This window comes from Hydrogenophaga sp. Root209 (genome assembly GCF_001428625.1).
In the GTDB taxonomy this organism is placed as follows: Bacteria; Pseudomonadota; Gammaproteobacteria; order Burkholderiales; family Burkholderiaceae_C; genus Hydrogenophaga.
In genome coordinates this window covers 300,089-318,599 of record NZ_LMIE01000032.1, presented here as the reverse complement: position 1 = coordinate 318,599, position 18,511 = coordinate 300,089, and the positions used below count along the sequence as shown (strand labels likewise).

The 18,511-nt window shown below is 65.9% G+C and carries 18 protein-coding genes and 1 pseudogene; 16 read left to right on the top strand and 3 right to left on the bottom strand.

Features of this window, described 5'->3' with window-relative positions; translation table 11 throughout:
* Positions 1 to 14: 14 nt before the first annotated feature.
* From epsE to pstS, 3 genes are read right to left on the bottom strand one after another with little or no spacing between them, the layout of a single operon-like run.
* Positions 15 to 848, bottom strand: coding sequence for a polysaccharide export protein EpsE (gene epsE, locus ASE11_RS22720; RefSeq protein ID WP_235501418.1), 834 nt, complete (start codon positions 846 to 848; stop codon positions 15 to 17).
* The gene (locus ASE11_RS22715) at positions 848 to 1,855 is read right to left on the bottom strand and encodes an EpsD family peptidyl-prolyl cis-trans isomerase (protein ID WP_056277214.1); all 1,008 of its coding nucleotides are present in this window, start codon (positions 1,853 to 1,855) and stop codon (positions 848 to 850) included. Before ASE11_RS22715 ends, epsE begins: the two co-directional genes overlap by 1 nt.
* 43 nt (positions 1,856 to 1,898) lie before the next feature.
* Positions 1,899 to 2,936 carry a phosphate ABC transporter substrate-binding protein PstS gene (gene pstS / locus ASE11_RS22710; RefSeq protein WP_056277211.1) on the bottom strand — a complete coding sequence of 346 codons (1,038 nt, stop codon included), beginning with the start codon at positions 2,934 to 2,936 and terminating at the stop codon, positions 1,899 to 1,901.
* 151 nt (positions 2,937 to 3,087) lie between these two features.
* Here pstS and phoB point away from each other — a divergent pair, with 151 nt between their 5' ends.
* From phoB to ASE11_RS22630, 16 genes and pseudogenes are all read left to right on the top strand, one after another.
* Entirely contained in the window at positions 3,088 to 3,774 is a 687-nt protein-coding gene (gene phoB / locus ASE11_RS22705; protein ID WP_056277208.1) for a phosphate regulon transcriptional regulator PhoB, read from the top strand.
* 190 nt (positions 3,775 to 3,964) lie between these two features.
* Positions 3,965 to 4,396, top strand: a complete 432-nt coding sequence (gene gspG, locus ASE11_RS22700) for a type II secretion system major pseudopilin GspG (protein WP_056277205.1) — start codon at positions 3,965 to 3,967, stop codon at positions 4,394 to 4,396.
* Positions 4,397 to 4,398: 2 nt separating this feature from the next.
* Entirely contained in the window at positions 4,399 to 5,583 is a 1,185-nt protein-coding gene (locus ASE11_RS22695) for a type II secretion system F family protein (protein ID WP_056277202.1), read from the top strand.
* Positions 5,580 to 7,265, top strand: coding sequence for a GspE/PulE family protein (locus ASE11_RS22690; RefSeq protein WP_056277200.1), 1,686 nt, complete (start codon positions 5,580 to 5,582; stop codon positions 7,263 to 7,265). Before ASE11_RS22695 ends, ASE11_RS22690 begins: the two co-directional genes overlap by 4 nt.
* Positions 7,252 to 8,088 (top strand): hypothetical protein, encoded by an 837-nt coding sequence (locus ASE11_RS22685; RefSeq protein WP_056277197.1) that lies wholly within the window; start codon positions 7,252 to 7,254, stop codon positions 8,086 to 8,088. Before ASE11_RS22690 ends, ASE11_RS22685 begins: the two co-directional genes overlap by 14 nt.
* Before the next feature lie 2 nt (positions 8,089 to 8,090).
* Positions 8,091 to 8,612 carry a PilN domain-containing protein gene (locus ASE11_RS22680; protein WP_056277195.1) on the top strand — a complete coding sequence of 174 codons (522 nt, stop codon included), beginning with the start codon at positions 8,091 to 8,093 and terminating at the stop codon, positions 8,610 to 8,612.
* A complete protein-coding gene (locus ASE11_RS22675) occupies positions 8,609 to 9,148 on the top strand; it encodes a GspMb/PilO family protein (protein WP_156406457.1) in 540 nt (179 codons plus the stop codon). The genes ASE11_RS22680 and ASE11_RS22675 overlap by 4 nt, the downstream gene beginning before the upstream one ends.
* Entirely contained in the window at positions 9,148 to 9,663 is a 516-nt protein-coding gene (locus ASE11_RS22670) for a hypothetical protein (RefSeq protein ID WP_056277188.1), read from the top strand. The genes ASE11_RS22675 and ASE11_RS22670 overlap by 1 nt, the downstream gene beginning before the upstream one ends.
* Positions 9,660 to 11,792, top strand: a complete 2,133-nt coding sequence (locus ASE11_RS22665; RefSeq protein WP_235501417.1) for a secretin N-terminal domain-containing protein — start codon at positions 9,660 to 9,662, stop codon at positions 11,790 to 11,792. Before ASE11_RS22670 ends, ASE11_RS22665 begins: the two co-directional genes overlap by 4 nt.
* A complete protein-coding gene (locus ASE11_RS22660; RefSeq protein ID WP_056277183.1) occupies positions 11,789 to 12,265 on the top strand; it encodes a type II secretion system protein in 477 nt (158 codons plus the stop codon). Before ASE11_RS22665 ends, ASE11_RS22660 begins: the two co-directional genes overlap by 4 nt.
* Before the next feature lie 5 nt (positions 12,266 to 12,270).
* Entirely contained in the window at positions 12,271 to 12,657 is a 387-nt protein-coding gene (locus tag ASE11_RS22655) for a type II secretion system protein (RefSeq protein ID WP_414842476.1), read from the top strand.
* A complete protein-coding gene (locus ASE11_RS22650) occupies positions 12,644 to 13,180 on the top strand; it encodes a type II secretion system protein (RefSeq protein WP_056277180.1) in 537 nt (178 codons plus the stop codon). Before ASE11_RS22655 ends, ASE11_RS22650 begins: the two co-directional genes overlap by 14 nt.
* Entirely contained in the window at positions 13,177 to 13,965 is a 789-nt protein-coding gene (gene epsA, locus ASE11_RS22645) for an XrtB/PEP-CTERM-associated transcriptional regulator EpsA (protein ID WP_082585964.1), read from the top strand. Before ASE11_RS22650 ends, epsA begins: the two co-directional genes overlap by 4 nt.
* Before the next feature lie 1,100 nt (positions 13,966 to 15,065).
* Positions 15,066 to 15,173: pseudogene (locus ASE11_RS27165) on the top strand (FxDxF family PEP-CTERM protein); the annotation flags it as partial.
* A gap of 116 nt (positions 15,174 to 15,289) precedes the next feature.
* Positions 15,290 to 16,762, top strand: coding sequence for a hypothetical protein (locus tag ASE11_RS22635; RefSeq protein ID WP_056277170.1), 1,473 nt, complete (start codon positions 15,290 to 15,292; stop codon positions 16,760 to 16,762).
* Between the two features lie 222 nt (positions 16,763 to 16,984).
* Positions 16,985 to 18,508: a ShlB/FhaC/HecB family hemolysin secretion/activation protein gene (locus ASE11_RS22630; protein ID WP_235501416.1), complete on the top strand. Its 1,524-nt coding sequence runs from the start codon at positions 16,985 to 16,987 to the stop codon at positions 18,506 to 18,508.
* Positions 18,509 to 18,511 lie beyond the last annotated feature (3 nt).

Here is an 18,511-nt window from a genome sequence, read left to right as displayed (position 1 = left end):
GCCGTAGCGGCGCTTCAGAACAGGCTTTCCCGCACGTAGATCACATCGTTGGGCATGACCGGGTCGTTCATCCGCGGTGTGAGCAGTGCCACGCCGCCGTCGTCCTGCTGGCGATGGAGCTGCAAGCGGTCGCGAGAGCCGCGCGCGGTCGGTCCACCGGCCAGGGCCAGCGCTTGCATCACCGTCATGGCGCGTTCGATGCGGAAAGAGCCCGGGCGTTGTGCCTCGCCGTACACATAGAACACCGGTGCCCGGTGCACATAGATCACGTCGCCCCCTTGCAGCACGATGTCGTCTTCGCCTCGCTCGCGCAGGAACAGCGATGGCACGTCGACAAGTTTGCGAAACGGCTGGCCGGCGCGTTGGCCCGTCACGATGACCACATCGTCCCCGCCGGGCGTGGCGCCACCCGCATTGGCAAGCATGTCACTCAGGCGGGTGCTCGCAGTTTCCAGAGGAAATCGACCCGGCCTGCCCACTTGGCCGAGCACCGACACCTGGCTGCCGCGGATCTGCGTCAGCAGCAGGGTGACCTGCGGGTTCTGCAGGAAGCCGCCGCTCTTCAGGGCATCGGCAATTCTTTTCTCCGCTGCACCCACCGCCAGCCCACCCAGGCGAATGGTGCCGATGAGCGGGAACGAGATCGTGCCGCTTTCGGAGATGCGGGTCTCCAGGGTGAGGTCGGGGTTCTGGAACACCTGGACTCGCACGGCATCTCCAGCGGCCAGTGGGTAGTCCACCGGAGCCGCCTGGGCGTGAGCATCGATGCTGGCGAGCAGCAGTGCGACCAGCAGCAGGCACGAGCGTTGCACGGCCAGCATGAAAAACGACGTCACGGCAGAAGTCATCACTTCAGGCCCTGAATGCCGCGTTCAATGGCGCCTTGCTCCGCGCTCGCCGCAGGTTTGGCGCCGCTCTCCAGCGGAGCGGTGAGCGGCAGGGTTTCGGCAGGGGCGGCCGGTTTGTCCGCCGACTCTGCGCTCTTGGCGGCAGCCTGGTCGAAGTCGCCCAGGTAGGCGATGGTGGTGGACGCGCGCAGCCGCTTGATTTCACCGGTGACGATCTCTGCCGTGCGCCGGTTGTTCAGGAACTGGGCAATGCCGGGCGTGGCCACGGTCTCGCTCACGGGCACCTGCTGCGACGAGGCCACCCGCAAGAACGTGACGCTGTCGCCGGCCTGCACCGCGGCGCTCTGGCCATCCTTGAGCGCATGCACGCGGGGCAGCAGCTCCAGTGGAATCTGTTCGGCCGTGCGGGTGGCGCTCCCACCACCGAACTGCACGTTGCGCGTGCGCAGGAAGCCGGCCACCTCCTCGATTGGGCGGCCTTGCTCGGCCAGCTTCTTCAGGTCGTCCACGAAGCCGATGGCTTTGGGCACGCGGATCTCCTGCAGGTTGAACACCCGGCGCTCGGCGAACAGCGCGGGATTGTCCTGGTAGTACTTCTTGATCTCCTCCGGGGTCGGCTTGGGCACGTTGCCGGTGAGCTGCTGCAGGTAGGCGCGCGCGAGCACTTCGCGCCGTGCCGCTTCGAGCTGGGCCACCACGTCGGGGGAGCGGTGCAACTTGGCTTCGGTCGCCTGGTCCACCGCGAGTTGCTGGTCGATCAATCGCTCCAGCACCTGCTGACTGGCTGCCTGCACCGCGTCCTTGGAGGCGTTGCCCACGGGGGTGCGGCTGAGCACCTGGTTGATCTGGTGCACCGAGATTTCGCTGGAGCCGACCTTGGCGGCCACCTGGGTGGCCTTGGTGCTGCCTTCTTCGCTGCCGCAGGCGCTCAGGCCCACGGTCAAAGAGAAGGCCAGTGCGGTGGTTTGCAGCAGGCTGGTGATGGGGTTGCGTTTGAGGTGGTTCATGCTTGGGCTCGAAGAAGAAGGCTGACGCGCAGAAGGCGTCGGATCACTTGTAGGCAACAGACTTTCCAGAGGCATCGCGCACCCGGGACCACAGCGCTTCGATCGAATCCACCACCGGTTTCGGCAGGGCCGCGTAGCCCAGCTCGGTGGTCATGGATTCGCCTGTGGTGAGACCCCAGTGGAAGAAGCGCAGCGCCTGCGATGCGTTGGCCACGTTGTCGACCTTGGCGTACATCAACACGAAGGTGGCGCCGGTGATGGGCCACGCTTCGGGTGCGGGTTGCTGGGTCAGCATGTGGGAATGGGAAGTGGTCCAGTCCACGCCGGTGCTGGCAGCGCGAAACGCCTCGGTGCCCGGTGCGACGAATGCGCCCGATGCGTTTTGCAACAGCGCGAAGTTGAGCTTGGCCTGCTTCACATAGGCGTATTCCACATAGCCGATGGCGTTGGGCGTGCGCGAGACGATGGCGGCCACACCGATGTTGCCGCGGCCTCCGCTGCCGGTGGGCCAGCCCACCTGGGTGCCTTCGCCAATGCGTGATTTCCAGTCGGCGTTCACCTTGCTCAGGTAGTTGGTGAAGATGAACGAGGTGCCCGACCCATCTGAGCGAAACACCGGGGTGATGGCTGTGTCGGGCAGTGGGAGTTGCGGGTTGAGCGCCACGATGGCCGGGTCGCTCCAGCGGCTGATCTTGCCCAGATAGATGTCACCGAGCACCGCACCCGTCAAGCGCAACTGACCCGCTGCGACGCCGCGCAGGTTCACCACCGGTACCACGCCACCGATGAGGGTGGGGAACTGGATCTGCCCCTTGCGGGTGAGTTCGTCGTCTTTCAGCGGTGCGTCGGTGGCGCCGAAATCCACTGTTCGACCATCGATTTGTCGAATGCCGCCACTCGATCCGATCGCCTGGTAGTTGACCTTGGCGCCCGCCGCTGTTTTGAAGGCATCGGCCCACTTGGCGTAGGCCGGTGCGGGGAAGGTGGCACCCGCGCCGGTGATGTCTTGCGCCGACGCCGCGAAGGTGCAAAGCGTTGTGCCGGCTGCGATCAGAAGACCTCTGAAGTGGTGGAGCTTCATGTGACACAAACGCCTGTTGACTGAAGAGACCGCGAGTCTAGGTAGCCAGTACGTCAGATCTGTGACCGACCATGATCCGTTTGGACAAACGCTGCAATCAAACCGTCATTACAGGCACCTAGGATCGCGCCACTTCATCGACGGACGAAACATGGCTGCTCAAATTCTGGTTGTCGAAGATGAGCCGCACATACAGGAGCTCATCTCCATCAATCTCACCCGCGCGGGACACTCGGTCCGCTGCGCACCTGACGCCGAAGTCGCGCGCGACATGATGCATCGCTCCTTGCCCGACCTGCTGTTGCTGGACTGGATGTTGCCCGGCATGACCGGCGTGGAGTTCACCCGCATGCTTCGCTCCGAAGCGCGCACGCGCGACATTCCCATCATCATCCTGTCGGCCCGCATCGAGGAGCGCGACAAGATCTCGGGGCTGGAGGTGGGCGCCGACGACTACATCACCAAGCCGTTCTCACCGCGAGAGCTGATCGCCCGCATTGCGGTGATCCTGCGCCGCCGCGTGCCACAGGTCACGGCCGAGGTGGTGCGCGTGGCTGGGCTGGTGCTGGACCCGGCGGCCAAGACCGTGATCGCCAAAGGCCAGCCCTTGTCATTGGGCAGCACCGAATTCCGCCTGCTGCACTTTCTCGTCACCCACACCGACCGCGTGTACAGCCGCAGTCAGTTGCTGGACCACGTGTGGGGCCCCGAATTCGTGGGGGACGACCGCACGGTGGACGTGCACATCAGTCGCCTGCGCAATGCTTTGTTGCCCTCGGGTCTGGATCACGTCATTCGCACGGTACGCGGCAGCGGCTACAGCTTGTCTGGCGCCTGAACCCACCGGTCGCGGTGTGTTGGGTTTGTAACGAGCCAGACCCATCCGCGTAGTCCGTTCGGACCAATCGCGCTCTCACCCATCGAAACTCGAGCGCCCAACGTCTATGTGTAACCCGGGTTACATATGACCTTCTTAAGCTGACTTCACGCAAGTGCGCTTGCAACGTTCACTCGATCCGGAGCACCCCATGTCTCGACAAACCGCGCCTCGCAATCGGAGGCAGTGTGGATTCACCCTGCTCGAACTCCTGGTTGTCATGGTCATCATTGGGCTGCTGGCGGGATTCGTCGGTCCGCGCTTCTTCGCGCAGATCGGCAAGTCGGAAGTCAAGACCGCACGCGCGCAGATCGATGCGCTGGGCAAGGCGCTGGACCAGTACCGCCTGGATGTCGGGCGATACCCCTCCAGCGACGAAGGGCTGGCCGCCTTGAATGAGCGGCCCGCCAACGACAGCAAGTGGTCAGGGCCCTATTTGAAGAAGGGCGTTCCGCTGGACCCCTGGGGTCTGGCCTACATCTACCGCTCGCCGGGCGAGCAGGGCGAATACGACCTGCTGTCTTACGGCAAGGACCGCCAGCCCGGTGGCACGGGCGAAGCCGAAGACCTGGTGAGCTGGTAGGCATGCGCTACCGCGTGAAGTTCCTGCAGTCGGACATGTCGATGGCGGTCAGCGTCGTCGACGCGGACACCGTGGACGATGTGCGTCGACAAGTGCAGGCGCTGGGCAACGCCGTGGTGTCCATCTCGCGCGAAAGCGGGTTGGGTGCGGGCTCACAAGCCCGGGCGGATTTCCCGTTGTTGCTGTTCAGCCAGGAACTGTTGTCGCTGCTGAGCTCGGGCGTGAGCATCGTGGAGGCGGTGGAAACGCTGGCCGAGAAAGAATCCAGGGCGCCGGTGCGCACGGTGTTGCAAAAGCTGCTGCTGAGCCTGCGCGAAGGCCACACGTTTTCCAGCGCGCTGCAGGCCATGCCCCAAACCTTTCCCCCCTTGTTTGTGGCCACGGTGCGAGCCAGCGAGCGCTCCAGCGACCTGAGCGAGGCACTGGGCCGCTATATCGCCTATGGCAACCAGCTGGAGACCCTGCGCAACAAGCTGGTGAGTGCGGCCATCTACCCCGTCATGCTGATCGGCGTGAGCAGCCTGGTCATCCTGTTTCTCATGGGCTATGTGGTGCCACGCTTCTCGCACATCTATGAAGACATGGGCGACGAACTGCCCTTCATGTCGCGCCTCATGCTGCAGTGGGGGCAGGCGGTCGAGCAGTACTGGCCGGTGCTGCTGGGTTTGATGGTGGCGGTGGTGGTGGGCTTGTTCATGGGGGGCGGTCGCTGGCTCGGGCAACGTTTGATGGGGCAGCTCTGGCGCATCCCGGCCATTGGAGAACACATGCGGGTGTTCCAGCTGGCCCGGCTGTACCGCACGCTGGGCATGTTGCTGCGCGGTGGCATCGCCATCGTGCCTGCACTCGACATGGTCAGTGGACTGCTGTCGCCCGCATTGCAGCCGCGTCTGGTCGCAGCCACCAGTCGCATCCGCGAAGGCCAGCCCATGTCGCACGCGTTCGAGAGCCAGGGGCTGAGCACGGCGGTGTCGTTGCGCATGCTGCGCGTGGGCGAGCGCACCGGCAACATGGGCGACATGATGGAGCGCGCAGCTGCGTTCCACGACGAGGAACTCTCGCGCTGGGCCGAATGGGCCACGCGTTTGCTGGGCCCCGCGCTCATGCTGATCATGGGTCTGGTGATCGGCGCCATCGTGGTGCTGATGTACCTGCCCATCTTCCAACTGGCGGAGAGCGTGCAATGAACGCGCGCCACGAACTCCCCCACCTGGCCCATCCATACACCGCCGCCGAGCTGCAGAGAGCGCGCGCGTCGGCGGACAGCCAGGGCATGGGCTTGATCGACTGGCTGGATGCTCAACCGGGGTCGCCGGGCGAGTGGGTGAGCCGGCTGGCCGCCACCGCGCAGATGGCCGCACTGCACATGGACGAACTGCACGCCCTGGTGCCGGCCTTCGACCTGCTTCCCTACGGCGAAGCCCTGCAGCGCGAATGCCTGCTGATGCGCAGCAGCGCTGAAGGGGGCGACTTGTTGCTGGTTGTGGGCGACCCGTTCAACGCCGACCTCATGGCCTGGGCCGAAGAGCGCGTGCGACAGCCCAAACAAGTGCACCTGGCCAGGCGCGCCGATATCGCGGCCTACCTGGCCCGCCACGAGGACAGCCTGCGCGCCATGGACAGCCTGGCACCCATGCAGCAGGCAACGGCCTCCAGCCAGGGCCTGGAAGACATCTCGCTGCGCAGCATCAGCGAAGATGCGAGCCCCGTGGTGCGGCTGGTCAACTCCACCCTGTACGACGCGCTCAAGTCCGGCGCCAGCGACATCCACCTGGAGACCGGCACCGGCGGCATTTACATCAAGTACCGCATCGACGGTGTGCTCGCCAGCGTGGGCGGCATCCATGGCAGCGAGAACGCCGAGCAGGTGATCTCGCGCATCAAGGTGATGGCCGAGCTCGACATCGCCGAGCGGCGTGTGCCGCAGGACGGGCGTTTCAAAGTGGCCGCGCTCGGGCGCGACATCGACATCCGCGTGTCCATCATGCCCAGCATCCACGGCGAAGACGCGGTGCTGCGTGTGCTCGACAAGGAGCGCCTCTCAGACCAGGTCACGGGCCTGCGGCTGGAGTCGCTGGGTTTTGATGCGCAAACCATGGGCGCGCTGCGGGCGCTGTGCCAGGAACCCTACGGCATGTTGCTCGCCACCGGCCCCACCGGCAGCGGCAAGACCACCACCCTGTACGCCGCCATCAACGAAATCAACCACGGGCACGACAAGATCGTGACCATCGAGGACCCGGTGGAATATCAGCTCAACGGTGTGTTGCAGATACCGGTGAACGAGAAGAAGGGGCTGACGTTTGCGCGTGGGCTGCGGTCCATCTTGCGACACGACCCCGACAAGATCATGGTGGGCGAAATCCGCGACGGCGAGACCGCGCAGATCGCTGTGCAGGCCGCGCTCACCGGCCACCTGGTGCTCACCACCGTGCACGCCAACAACGTGTTCGATGTGCTGGGCCGCTTCACCCACATGGGCGTGGATCCCTACAGCCTGGTGGCCGCGCTCAATGGCATCGTGGCGCAGCGCCTGGTGCGCGTGAACTGCCCCGACTGTTCGGTGCACGACACGCCTTCGGCCGAACTGCTGGGCGAGAGCCGACTGGGTGATGTGAGCGGCTTTCAGTTCCGCGCGGGTCGCGGTTGTGCGAGCTGTCGTGGCACCGGTTTCAAGGGCCGCAAGGCGGTGGCCGAGGTGCTGCTGCTGGACGATGAACTGCGCGAAATGATCGTCACCAAGGAGCCGGTGCGCCGGGTGAAGGAGGCGGCACACCGCAAGGGCACACGCGTGCTGCGCGATGTGGGCATGGACCTGGTGCGCCTGGGAGAAACCACCTTGCAGGAGCTCAACCGTGTGGTTCGCTGAACGCCCTGTGCTGCAGGTGGCCTTGCTTGAAAACCGGCTGGTGATCGGCCGTGCGATCCGCCGGCGTGGTGAACCCAATGGCAAGACAGAGGTTGTGGCTGTTGCCCCGTCCGGCATGCACGCGCCGGCCTGGCACCCCGCGATGGCGGCATTGTCCACTTGGTTGCGAGAACACGATCTGAAGCGCGCCCGACTGCACGTGTTCCTGAGCAGTCAACTGGTGCGTTGGCAGTTGCTGCAATGGCAGCCCCAACTGGTGCGTCCCCAGGAGCTGGAAGCCTACGCCCGGCTTCGGTTTCGCGCCACCTTCGGCACCGTGGCCGACAGTTGGCGTGTGGTGCATACCGAGCCCTTGCCCGGGCGGGCGCTGCCCGCGTGTGCGATCGATGAGACGCTGCTGGCCGAGCTCGACAGCCTGCAGAGCATTGGCGAGACGAGCGTGGCCAGCGTGGTGCCGTACTTCTCGGCTGCGTTCGACCACTGGCGCAGCAGCGTGGGCCAGAAGATGGCCTGGTTTGGTGTGGCCGAGCCGGGCAGCCTGACGCTGGGCTTGTTGCACCGCGGTGTGTGGCACGGGCTGCGATCAGCGCGCCACACCGACCCGTCGGCGGCCGGCTGGCGCAGCGTGTTGCCGGCCCTGCAGGCCCAGATTCAGCTGGCCAGTGGATTCGATCTCTCCAGGGAGCCGCCCACGGTTTACCTCGTGGGCTGTGGCACCGAAGCCGAGCGCGAGCGCGATCCGCGTCTGGTCTGGCTGGTGGGTGAGCGTGACGACCGGTCCCCTGCACAGTCCGGCATTGAACGCATGGCCTGGGGAGCCTGACGATGCCACCACTTCGCATCGACTTTCTGCGCCGTCGCCCGCGTGCTTCCTTGCTGGGCTGGGCGCTGATGTTCGCGGGTCTGGTGGGCCTGTTGCTGGCCGCGCTGGACTACGCCCAGGCGCGCGAAGAATTCCAGTCCACGCTGGACCACGCCGAGCGGCAGTCCCGCAGCGCCAAGGCCAAGCCCCGCACCGCGGCGCCCACGCTGGCGCCCGCCGTGGTGGTGGCCAACGCCCGCGTGGGCAAGGCCATTGCACACCCCTGGGGCAAACTGCTCAAGGAGCTCGAACGCCTGGCCGAACCCGGCATTGCGCTGCTCGGGTTCGAGGCGCAGGGCACCACACGCCAGCTGCGCATCACTGGCGAGGCCAGGACCATGGCCGAGGTGATCGCCTATGTCGAGACCTTGCGCCTGTCGCCGGTGTCCAGCTCGGTGGTGCTCGGCTCGCACGAGGTGATCTTGCAAGACGGCGTGTCGGTGATCCGCTTTTCGGTCGACATCGCCTGGGGAGGCGCGTCTTGAAAGTTCCGCTCACCACCCAGATGGCCTTCCTGTTGCACCGCCACGGCTGGCCGGCGGCGGTGGGTCTGGTGTTCATGGCCCTGGTGTGGCCCATCGCCCACTTTGGCGCCGACAGCACCCGCGCCGAGACGCGCGCCCTGCAAGCCGCGCAGTTGGCCGAGCGTGAGCGCCGGGACCGCCAGCCCGATCCCCAGCTTGACCAGGCCACCCAATTGGCCACGTTCGAAGGGGGGCTGCCGCAGGCCGCTGGCGCATTGCAGGCGGTGCGGCACATCCACCGCAGCGCCAGCGAACACGGTGTGGCGCTGTCCACCGGCGAGTACCGCCTGGTGGACGAACCCGGTGGTCGTCTGCAGCGCTACCAGATCACGCTGCCTGCCGACGGCACCTACCCCGATCTGCGGGCCTGGATGGCCGACGTGCTCAACGAATTGCCGACCATGGCGCTGGATGAACTCAGCTTCAAGCGCAATACCGTGGGCGAATCCAAGGTCCAGGCGCGGGTGCGCTGGTCGTTCTACCTCAAGGCACCGTGATGGCCAACCGCCGATCGCTCTGGCTGGGTTTGGGCCTGGCGCTCACGCTGGCGGCCACTTGGTACGCCGCTGGTGTGGACGATGCTGGCGAGGAACCGCTGGCTGCGCCGCAGCGCACCGCACCAGCGGCCCGACCGCAGGTGACCGGCGTGTCTGCGGTGGGGAGCACAAACCCCAGCGCCCCGCGCGAGCTCGAGGCCCAGCGCATGACGCGAGAGGGTGGTGATCTGTTCGCCACCCTGAGTTGGCAACCACCACCACCACCGCCCGCTGCGGTGGCCCCAGCGTCGCCACCACGCGCCCCTGAATTGCCCTACCGCTACCTCGGCCGCATGGAAGAGGACGGCCGTGTGATCGCATTTCTCGCCGAGGGCGCGCAGCAGTTGCCGCGTGTGGTGCGCCAGGGCGACCTGCTGCCGAACTACCGGGTGGACGAAATCACCTCGCTGGGCATGCGCCTGACCTACCTGCCTTTGAACGAACCACAGCGCCTGCTGTTTGGAAGCACCCCTTGAACCCCTTGCTCATTTCAAGTCGCATGGCGGCCATGCTGATCCTGTGTGTGTGCGCGGGCTGCGCCACCCACCCCGCCATCCGGGAAAGCCAGGCGCTGATGGATGCCGGCCAGTTGGACGAAAGCGTGCAGCGCCTTGAGGTGGGCGTGCGCGAATCGGGCAACAACGCCGAGCTGCGCGCCCTGTATTTCCGCCAGCGCGACCGGGTGTCGGCCCAGCTCGTGGCACTCGCCGAGACAGAGCGCCTGCAAGGCCGGCTGGACGAAGCGCAGGCACTCTACGAACGCGCCACCCGCCTGGACGCGAACAACCCGCGCGTGCGCGACGGCATGATCGCGCTGGAGAACGAGCGCCGCGTGGCCGCCCGCATGACACAGGCCCGCACCCTGCTCGCCAAGGGCGACAGCGCAGGCGCGGAGCGTGTGCTGCGCGAGGTGCTGTCCGTGGCGCCCACCCAGGCCGAAGCGCGTCGCCTGCTGGCCCGGCTGCGGGCCGACGCACCGCGCCCCGATGCGCCACCCACGGCTCTGACCGCAGCCCTGTCCAAGCCCATCACGCTGGACTTCCGGGACGTGCCGATCAAATCGGTGTTCGACGTGATCGCCCGCACCTCGGGCGTGAACTTCGTGTTCGACAAGGACGTGCGCTCCGACACCCGCGTGACCATCTTCGTGCGCGATGCGAGCGTGGAAGAAGTCATCGGCCTGGTGCTCACCACCAACCAGCTCGAACGCAAGCTGCTCAACCAGAACACCTTGATGATCTATCCCGACACGCCGGTGAAAGCGCGGGACTACAAGGACCTGGTCACCCGCACGTTCTACCTCGCCAACACCGACGTGAAGCAGGCGCAGACCATGATCCGCACGCTGGTGAAGACCAAGGACATCTTTGTCGACGAAAAGCTCAACCTCGTGATCATCAAGGACACGGCCGACGCGGTGCGCCTGGCCGAGAAGCTCATCGAATCGCTCGACATGGCCGAGCCCGAGGTGATGCTGGACGTGGAGGTGCTGGAAGTCACGCGCAGCCGTTTGCAGGAGCTCGGTATCCGCTTCCCCGACCAGATTGGTTATGGCCGCCTGCAGCCCGACCTCAACACCACCATCGTCAACAACGGCGTGACGCAAAGCAACACCACGCTGGGCGGCACGCTGGCCCAGGGCTTTGTGGACCTGCGCAACCGCAACGGCCTGACCTCGTTCGTGTCCAACCCGGCGCTCACGCTGAACCTGCGCAGCGAAGCCGGCGACGGCAACACCCTGGCCAACCCGCGCATCCGCGTGAAGAACCGCGAGAAGGCCAAGATTCACATCGGCGACAAGCTGCCGGTGTTCACCACCACGTCCACGGCCAACGTGGGCGTGTCGGCTTCGGTGTCCTATCTGGACGTGGGCCTCAAGCTCGATGTGGAGCCCAACGTGTACCTGGACGATGAGGTCGGCATCAAGGTGCAGATGGAAGTGAGCTCCGTGACCCGCGAAGTCACCGGGCCGGCCGGATCGCTGGCCTACCAGATCGGCACGCGCAGCGCGGCCACGGTGCTGCGCCTGCGCGATGGCGAAACGCAGGTGCTGGCCGGGCTCATCAGCGACGAAGAACGCAGCAGCGCCAACCGCCTGCCCGGCCTGGGCGACATCCCCACGCTGGGGCGGCTGTTCTCCAGCACGCGCGACAACAACAGCAAGACCGAGATCGTGCTGCTGATCACGCCGCGCATCGTGCGCAACGTGGCCCGGCCCGACGCCAACGCCGTCAACGAGCCCGCGGGTTCGGAGTCCGACGTGGGCGCGCCACCGCTGGTGCTCAAGCGAGCCGCGGCGCGCACGCTCTCTCTGTCCAGCGGCGGCGCCGGTGCTCGCCCCGCACCGCGCTCCGCCGGTGCACCGCCAGCCGCCCGCACGCCCGTCAACACCGAGCCGCCCGAAGAAGCCACCACCGAAACAAGCGACTCCAGTTCCGCGGCCGGGCAGGGAGGCGCCACGCCATCGCCGGGCGCGGCCGCTCCTGCCCCACCGCCGCCCGCCGTGCCGGCGGCCCCGGCGACCGCCACCGAAGCCGCGTCGTCGATGACGCTCACACCGGTGGCGCCGCTCGCACCCGCACGTCCCGCAGGGCAGGCCCCATGAAACACCGGGCCCGCGGCTTCACGCTCATTGAACTGGTGGTCACCGTGGCCATCGTGGCCGTGCTGGCCTCGGTGGCGGTGCCTCTGGTGGAGCTGAATGTGCAGCGGGCCCGGGAGCACGAACTGCGCACCGCGCTGCGCCAGATCCGCGGCGCACTCGACGCGCACAAGCGCGCCACCGACGAAGGCCGGGTGCTGGCGCGCACAGGTGGCAGCGGCTACCCGCGCAACCTGGGCGAACTGGTGGACGGGGTGGCCGACGCGAAAAGTGCCACCACCGCGCGCATCTACTTTTTGCGCCGCCTGCCGCGCGACCCGTTCAACACCGACCGCAGCCTGAGCGCCGCCGAAACCTGGGGGCTGCGCGCCTACAGCAGCCCGCCCGATGCGCCCGCCGAAGGCGAAGACGTGTACGACGTGTATTCGCGCTCCCGGCGCACCGGCCTCAACGGCCAGCCCTATCGCGAATGGTGAACAGCATGAACACCCGCCGCGGCTTCACCCTCATCGAACTCATGGTGGTCATGGCCATCATTGCCACGCTGCTCACCATCGCCACGCCGCGCTACTTTGCACACCTGGACCGCGCCAGGGAAACGGCGCTGCGCGAAACGCTGACCGTGACGCGCGACGCCATCGACAAGTTTGCGGCCGACAACGACCGTTACCCCGCCACGCTGGACGAACTGGTGGACAAGCGCTACCTGCGCAGCCTGCCCACCGACCCCATCACCGAGAGCAGCGACACCTGGACCCTGCTGCCACCACCCAGCAGCCTGCAGGGCGAGGCAGCCGAGACCACCAGCGGCGTGTGGGACCTGCGCAGCGGCGCGGTGGAGGAGGGCAAGACCTATGACCAGTGGTGAACTCCACTCGCCAGGCCGTCGCCGACAAGGGGGCTTTGGCTACCTCATGGTGCTGTTCGCCATCGCTGTCATGGGCATCACGCTGGCCGGTGCAGGCGAGGTGTGGCGCACCGCTTCGCAGCGCGAGAAAGAAGCGCAGTTGCTGTTCGTGGGTCAGCAGTTCCGGCTGGCGCTGGCGTCCTACCGCGACCGCAGCCCCGTCGGCTCGCCCAACACGCCGGCCACGCTGGACGACCTGCTGCAGGACAAGCGCTTTCCCACGCCCGTGCCGCACCTGCGCCGCCTCTGGCGCGACCCCATGACCAACAGCACCGAGTGGGTGCTTGTCAAACCTGGCGGGCGCATCACCGGCATCCACACCCGTCATGGCGGCGAGTCGCTGCGCAAGGCGCACGAACCACAAGACGCCGCCCTGAACGGCACCACGGCCTACAGCCAGTGGGTTTTTGAAGCCGCGCCAGCCATGGCTGCACCCGCGGAAACAGCAACCGACAACAACACAGCTTCCAGAGGAGCCTCATGAGAACGAATGCATCGTTTGTCCGTCTGAACGCCAGCGATCTTGAACACCTGCTCATGACCATGGAGCGCGCGCTCGAGGTTCAGACCCGCGCGCAGTTCTTCTTGTGGGCGCAAGGTGCCTTGCAAGGCTTCATCGCCCACGAATCGCTGTGGTGCGCGCACGGCGACATCGAGCGCATGCAGCTGCGGGTGGAGTGCTTCTCCAACGGCGTGACCAGCGAGCGGGTGGACGCGCTGGTGACCGACCGCACCGATGGCCTGCTGCCCCGCCTGGTGGACGACTGGCTGCGCGGCGGGCGCATTCCGCGCCTGCTCAGCAGCGAAGGCGGCGACCAGGTGGGCCGGCGCCAGCTCATCAGCGACCTCAAGCACTGCGGCTTCAATCATGTGGCCGTGCACGGCGTGCGCGAAATGCAGGGGAGCTACGGCAGCTTCTTCGTCTTCGCCGGCATGGACCATTTGCCGAGCGAGCGCGACGCCTATCTGCTGGAACTGCTCATGCCCCACATGCACCTGGCGTTGCATCGCATGCGCATGCGCGAAGCCACGGGCAGCGCGGTGGACCTGGCGCCCGTGACGCTGTTGTCCAAGCGCGAGATCCAGGTGCTGCACTGGGTGAAGAACGGCAAGACCAACATGGAAATCGGCCAGATCCTGGGCATCAGCCCACCCACGGTGAAGAACCACCTGCAGAAGGTGATGCGCAAGCTCAACGTGAACAACCGCGCCCAGGCCGTGGGCAAGAGCGCCACCTTGCGGTTGATGGCGCACAGCGATCTGAACTGAAACGGGGTGTGGGAGGGGAGAGGGCGGGTGAAGCCCGGTGTGTGACGGATTTCACTACCTGAACGGACTACGCGGACACGGGAACCGAACCAATGCGGTGCAACGTTGGATTTCTACAGTTCCTTCTGTGCAGCCGATGGCTTGGAGCTGCAACCGGCGAAAAGTTCCCCCCTTCCTTGTCACTTCACTTCAGATTGGAATCTCACATGAAACTCAAACTCATCGCAGCGGCCGCCTTGCTGGCTGCCACCGGCCTGACCCACGCCGCTGTTGACTCCGGCGCTGCGTCTGGCGACGGCACCTTCCTGGCTTCCCTGGCCTTCGGCAACGGCTCCGCTGGCTCCTCGGCTTCGTTCGACCTGGGTCTGTCGTATTCCCAACTGGCCACCTGGCAAGTCGACATCAACACCACGCTGTCCGGCGGCGGCACGGAGTGGATCCGTTCGTGGAACCTGAGCACGGGTGAGTACAGCGGCACCGGCCTGACGGCTTCCGTGATCGGCAACTACGGCACCACCCTGACCGACTTCAATGCCGCGGCTGCCGGTGCAGGCGCCACCAGCACGGCACAGCTGCAGGTAATGGCTCTGGACGGCGTTGGCACCACAGTGGGTTCGCGCGGCGTTTACGCCTCCGGCAACGCCATCAACGCCACCGGCGGCGCTGCAACGATCACCTCGACGACCAACCTGACCAACAACGGCCTTGCTGGCAACTCGACAGTGGCTGGCTTCTTCAACAACGTGAACGTCAGCGGCACGCATGCCACCGACGCCAATGGCGCCCACCTGGCCAGCGCAGGGAGTGCTGCCTACTTCAACAACGGCTCCGGCATGGAGAAGCTTGCTCAAGCCTCCATGTTCGACACCAACGGACAGTACAACGGCGAGTACGCCGCTGGCAGCACCACCTTCGCGGGTCAGCAGCAGGCCGTGGCCTTCTTCAACCAGGTCTCCAGCAGCACGACGTCGGCCGCCAAGGCCAATCTCACAGCCATCGGCTACGACTTCGACGGTGACGGTGTGATCGAGTTCGACAGCAACGGCGCCCTCGCCGGTGGCACCGAGTACGGCTTGTGGACCCTGCAGGGTGACGTGCTGACCTTCAGCGTGACCGCCGTGCCGGAACCCGAGACCTACGCCATGTTGCTGGCTGGTCTGGGCCTGATGGGTGCCATCGCCCGCCGCCGCAACAACAAGGCCGCCTGAAGCGCGCGTCTGGCCTCACGTTCCTGAGTTCCAGATGAGGCTGCCCGCCCATGGGCGGGTGGTCTCTCTTTCCCTCGGTCTCTCTTCCTCCAGCCTTCCATCCTTTGGACTTCATCATGAAAATCCGTTCCATCTCCCTGGCCGCTGCATTGGCTTGCGTGGCTTCTTCTTCCTTCGCCCTGACCCCCGCGCAAATCGACGCTTCCACCGTGCAACTGTGGATCAACGGCGCCACCGCCCCCACCGCTTCGGTGTACGGCGGCATCCGCAAGCTGTGCGTTGACGCCAACAGCAATGGCGCTCCTGACGACCTGCACGTGTACCTGGAAAAGTCGGTGACCACCGCTGCCGATGCTGCCCCGGGCAAGAGCGCCGCCGGCAAATTTGCTGCCTACGCCTGCACCATGGGCCCAGCGGCCGGTGCCGATCTGGAAGGCAAGAAGACTGTCGTGTATCACACCTTCGACGTGGGCTCTTTCGAGGCTTACACCCCGCACCTGTTCCTGGCGGGTGAAGTGAACCCCAGCGTGAGCGGCTCGGTGAAGCGCCTGAAGAACATCGCTGCCACCACCGGCAACACCTGCGCCCTGACCGCCTTCGCCACGCAAGACCCGACCTACCTCGCTTGCGGCAGCCTGGCCGTGACCGTGGCGCCCAACGCCAGCGTGAACGCCGTGCCCACCCTGCCTGTGGGCGGTGTGTCAGACACCGAGTACACCCTGAACCAGCTCAACCTGGGCGTGATCAAGAGCCTGGCCGACATCGGCAGCGAAGTGTCCACCAACGTGGCCCAAGGCTTTGGTCTGGCCGTGAGCTACCCGCTGTACGTGGCCATGCAGCAGTCGCAGGGCATCACCAGCCCCGCATGCGCCGCCACCGGCTCCGGTGCCGCCATCACCGCGGTGAACACCACCCCGGCCTGCCAGCCCAACGTGAGCCGCCAGAAATACTCATCCTTAGTGGGTGGCGGCGCTGCCGACAAGGACGCTGGTCTGCTCGCCAGCACGCTGGCGGGCTCGCCACTGCAGGTCGAGCGCAGGGTCGGCACTTCGGGCACCCAGTCGTCGTCCAATGCCTTCTTCCTGAACGCTCCTTGCGCCACCGGTCTGGCAACTGGCGCGCTGACGCCTGACGGTTCTAACTCAGTGGGTTCCACGGTGTATGACTTCGTCACCATCCGTTCCAACAACGGTTCGGGCGACGTCAAGGCCAACATCACCGCTGCTTCCAACGCGAACGCCTACGCCATCGGCGTGCTGTCGCTGGAAAACGCGGCAGCCGGCACCGAGAAGTTCGCTTTCACCAAGCTGAACAGCGTGTCGCCCACGGCCGACGCCAAGCAGCGCCAGACCGCCATCGACGGCGACTACGAGTTCTGGTACGAGTTGGTGGCCTTCACCGCTGCCACCGCACCGGCCGAAGGCGCTGGCTTGTTGACCGGTCTGGCCACGGTGTTGGGCGACCCGAGCGTGACCGATCTGCGCGGCTTGTTCGCCACCCCGCTGTCTGGTTTCGCCAACGTGGACTTCCCCACGCAAGTGTCCAAGGGCTTCAAGGCTGGCAACGCTTGCTCGGTGTCGACCCAGTAAGTCGGCGATCTGACCACCACACCGGGCGTGCTCCACGCCCGGTGTGGCCGGTGTCTTGAACCGGTCTCCGGGACAGCCAGCGATGGCTGTCCCGATCCTGTTTTGTGAATTTGTTTTTTTAACAGGCGTTTCATGCTGCTGTGTTTGTTCAGACCCGCGCCAGGACGATCCTTCGTATCCCCGCGCCGTGGTGCAGCGGTCCTCAGCCTGCTGGCGGTGGCCTTGTTTTCTGGAACCTCCGCCCAGGCCCAGGAAGCGAAATTCAACATCTTCGAATACCGCGTCGAAGGCACCACCCTCATCCCCGCGCTGACCGTGGAGAAGGCGGTGTATCCGCACATGGGCGAGCAGAAGACGCTGGACGATGTGGAGAAAGCGCGCGAGGCGCTGGAGAAGGCCTACCACGGCGTGGGCTACCTCACCGTGCTGGTGACGATCCCGCAGCAGCGGGTGAACGAAGGCGTGGTGCGCCTGGCCGTGACCGAAGCACCGGTGGACCGCCTGCGGGTGGTGGAGTCGCGCTACTTCGACCAGGGTGCCATCCGCGCGGGTGCGCCCGAGCTGGCCGAAGGCAACGTGCCCAATTTTCAAGACATGCAGACCGAGCTGACCGCGCTCAACCGCAACGCCGACCGGCGCGTCACGCCGGTGCTGCGCCCGGGCAAGACGCCCGGCACGGTGGAGGTGGACCTGAAGGTGCAGGACAAGCTGCCGCTGCACGGCAGTGTGGAGCTCAACGACCGCTACAGCCCTGACACTTCGCGCACCCGGCTCAACGCCAGCGTGCGCTACGACAACCTCTGGGGCAAACAACACAGCATTGGCCTGAGCCTGCAAACCGCGCCCAGCAACCCCAGCGAGAGCCAGGTGTTCTCGGTCAACTACACCATTCCGCTGGCGGGGGGTGAGTTTCTCGCGCTCTATGGCGTCAAGTCAGATTCCGACGTGTCGGCCGTGGGCACGCTCAACGTGGTCGGCCGCGGCACCATCCTGGGCGCGCGTTACATCAAACCCTTGCCGGGCAGCGATTCGTTCTTCCACAGTGCCTCGTTCGGCGTGGACGTCAAGGACTTCGACCAGTCGGTCAACCTCATCGGCAGCGGTGGCTTCAACACACCCATCAAATACACGCCGTTCACCATCGGCTGGGACGGCACGCGCCTGACCGAGCAGGGCACCACGCGCCTGGGCGTGTCGTTCAACTTCAACGTGCAGGGCCTGGGCAGCGACGAGCAGGAGTTCGCCGACAAGCGCTTCAAGGGCCGGCCGTCTTATGCCTACCTGCGTGGCCATGCTTCGCAGGAACGCACGCTGACCAACAACTACGGCGTGGCAGTGCGCACCACCTGGCAGATGGCCGGGCAGCCACTCATTTCCAACGAGCAGTTCGCCATCGGCGGTGTGGACACGGTGCGTGGTTACCTGGAATCGGCTGCGTTGGGCGAGACCGGTCTGGCGGTGTCGCTGGAAGGCAAGTCGCCCAACTTCAAGGGCCGTTTCCCCTCGCTGGGCGAAGCGGTGACCGACCTGCACGCCATTGCCTTTGTCGACGCGGGCACCGTGCGCGTGCTCGAACCCATCACGGCCACCAGCCGCTTCACCCTGGCCAGTCTGGGTCTGGGCTTGCGCCTCAAGGGCTTCAACGGTCTCGATGCCGCCCTGCAATGGGCGTACCCCCTCAAAGCCGTGGGCAACACCGCCCGCGGCGATCACCGCTTCCATTTCAGCGTCGCCTACGAGTGGTGATGC

Coding starts and splice junctions, on each gene's coding strand:
- phoB (WP_056277208.1), top strand. CDS start 3,088: ATGGCTGCTCAAATTCTGGTTGTCGAAGATGAGCCGCACATACAGGAG.
- ASE11_RS22670 (WP_056277188.1), top strand. CDS start 9,148: ATGGCCAACCGCCGATCGCTCTGGCTGGGTTTGGGCCTGGCGCTCACG.
- ASE11_RS22715 (WP_056277214.1), bottom strand. CDS start 1,855: ATGAACCACCTCAAACGCAACCCCATCACCAGCCTGCTGCAAACCACC.
- ASE11_RS22655 (WP_414842476.1), top strand. CDS start 12,271: ATGAACACCCGCCGCGGCTTCACCCTCATCGAACTCATGGTGGTCATG.
- pstS (WP_056277211.1), bottom strand. CDS start 2,936: ATGAAGCTCCACCACTTCAGAGGTCTTCTGATCGCAGCCGGCACAACG.
- ASE11_RS22660 (WP_056277183.1), top strand. CDS start 11,789: ATGAAACACCGGGCCCGCGGCTTCACGCTCATTGAACTGGTGGTCACC.
- epsE (WP_235501418.1), bottom strand. CDS start 848: ATGACTTCTGCCGTGACGTCGTTTTTCATGCTGGCCGTGCAACGCTCG.
- ASE11_RS22680 (WP_056277195.1), top strand. CDS start 8,091: ATGCCACCACTTCGCATCGACTTTCTGCGCCGTCGCCCGCGTGCTTCC.
- epsA (WP_082585964.1), top strand. CDS start 13,177: ATGAGAACGAATGCATCGTTTGTCCGTCTGAACGCCAGCGATCTTGAA.
- ASE11_RS22635 (WP_056277170.1), top strand. CDS start 15,290: ATGAAAATCCGTTCCATCTCCCTGGCCGCTGCATTGGCTTGCGTGGCT.
- ASE11_RS22690 (WP_056277200.1), top strand. CDS start 5,580: ATGAACGCGCGCCACGAACTCCCCCACCTGGCCCATCCATACACCGCC.
- ASE11_RS22695 (WP_056277202.1), top strand. CDS start 4,399: ATGCGCTACCGCGTGAAGTTCCTGCAGTCGGACATGTCGATGGCGGTC.
- ASE11_RS22650 (WP_056277180.1), top strand. CDS start 12,644: ATGACCAGTGGTGAACTCCACTCGCCAGGCCGTCGCCGACAAGGGGGC.
- gspG (WP_056277205.1), top strand. CDS start 3,965: ATGTCTCGACAAACCGCGCCTCGCAATCGGAGGCAGTGTGGATTCACC.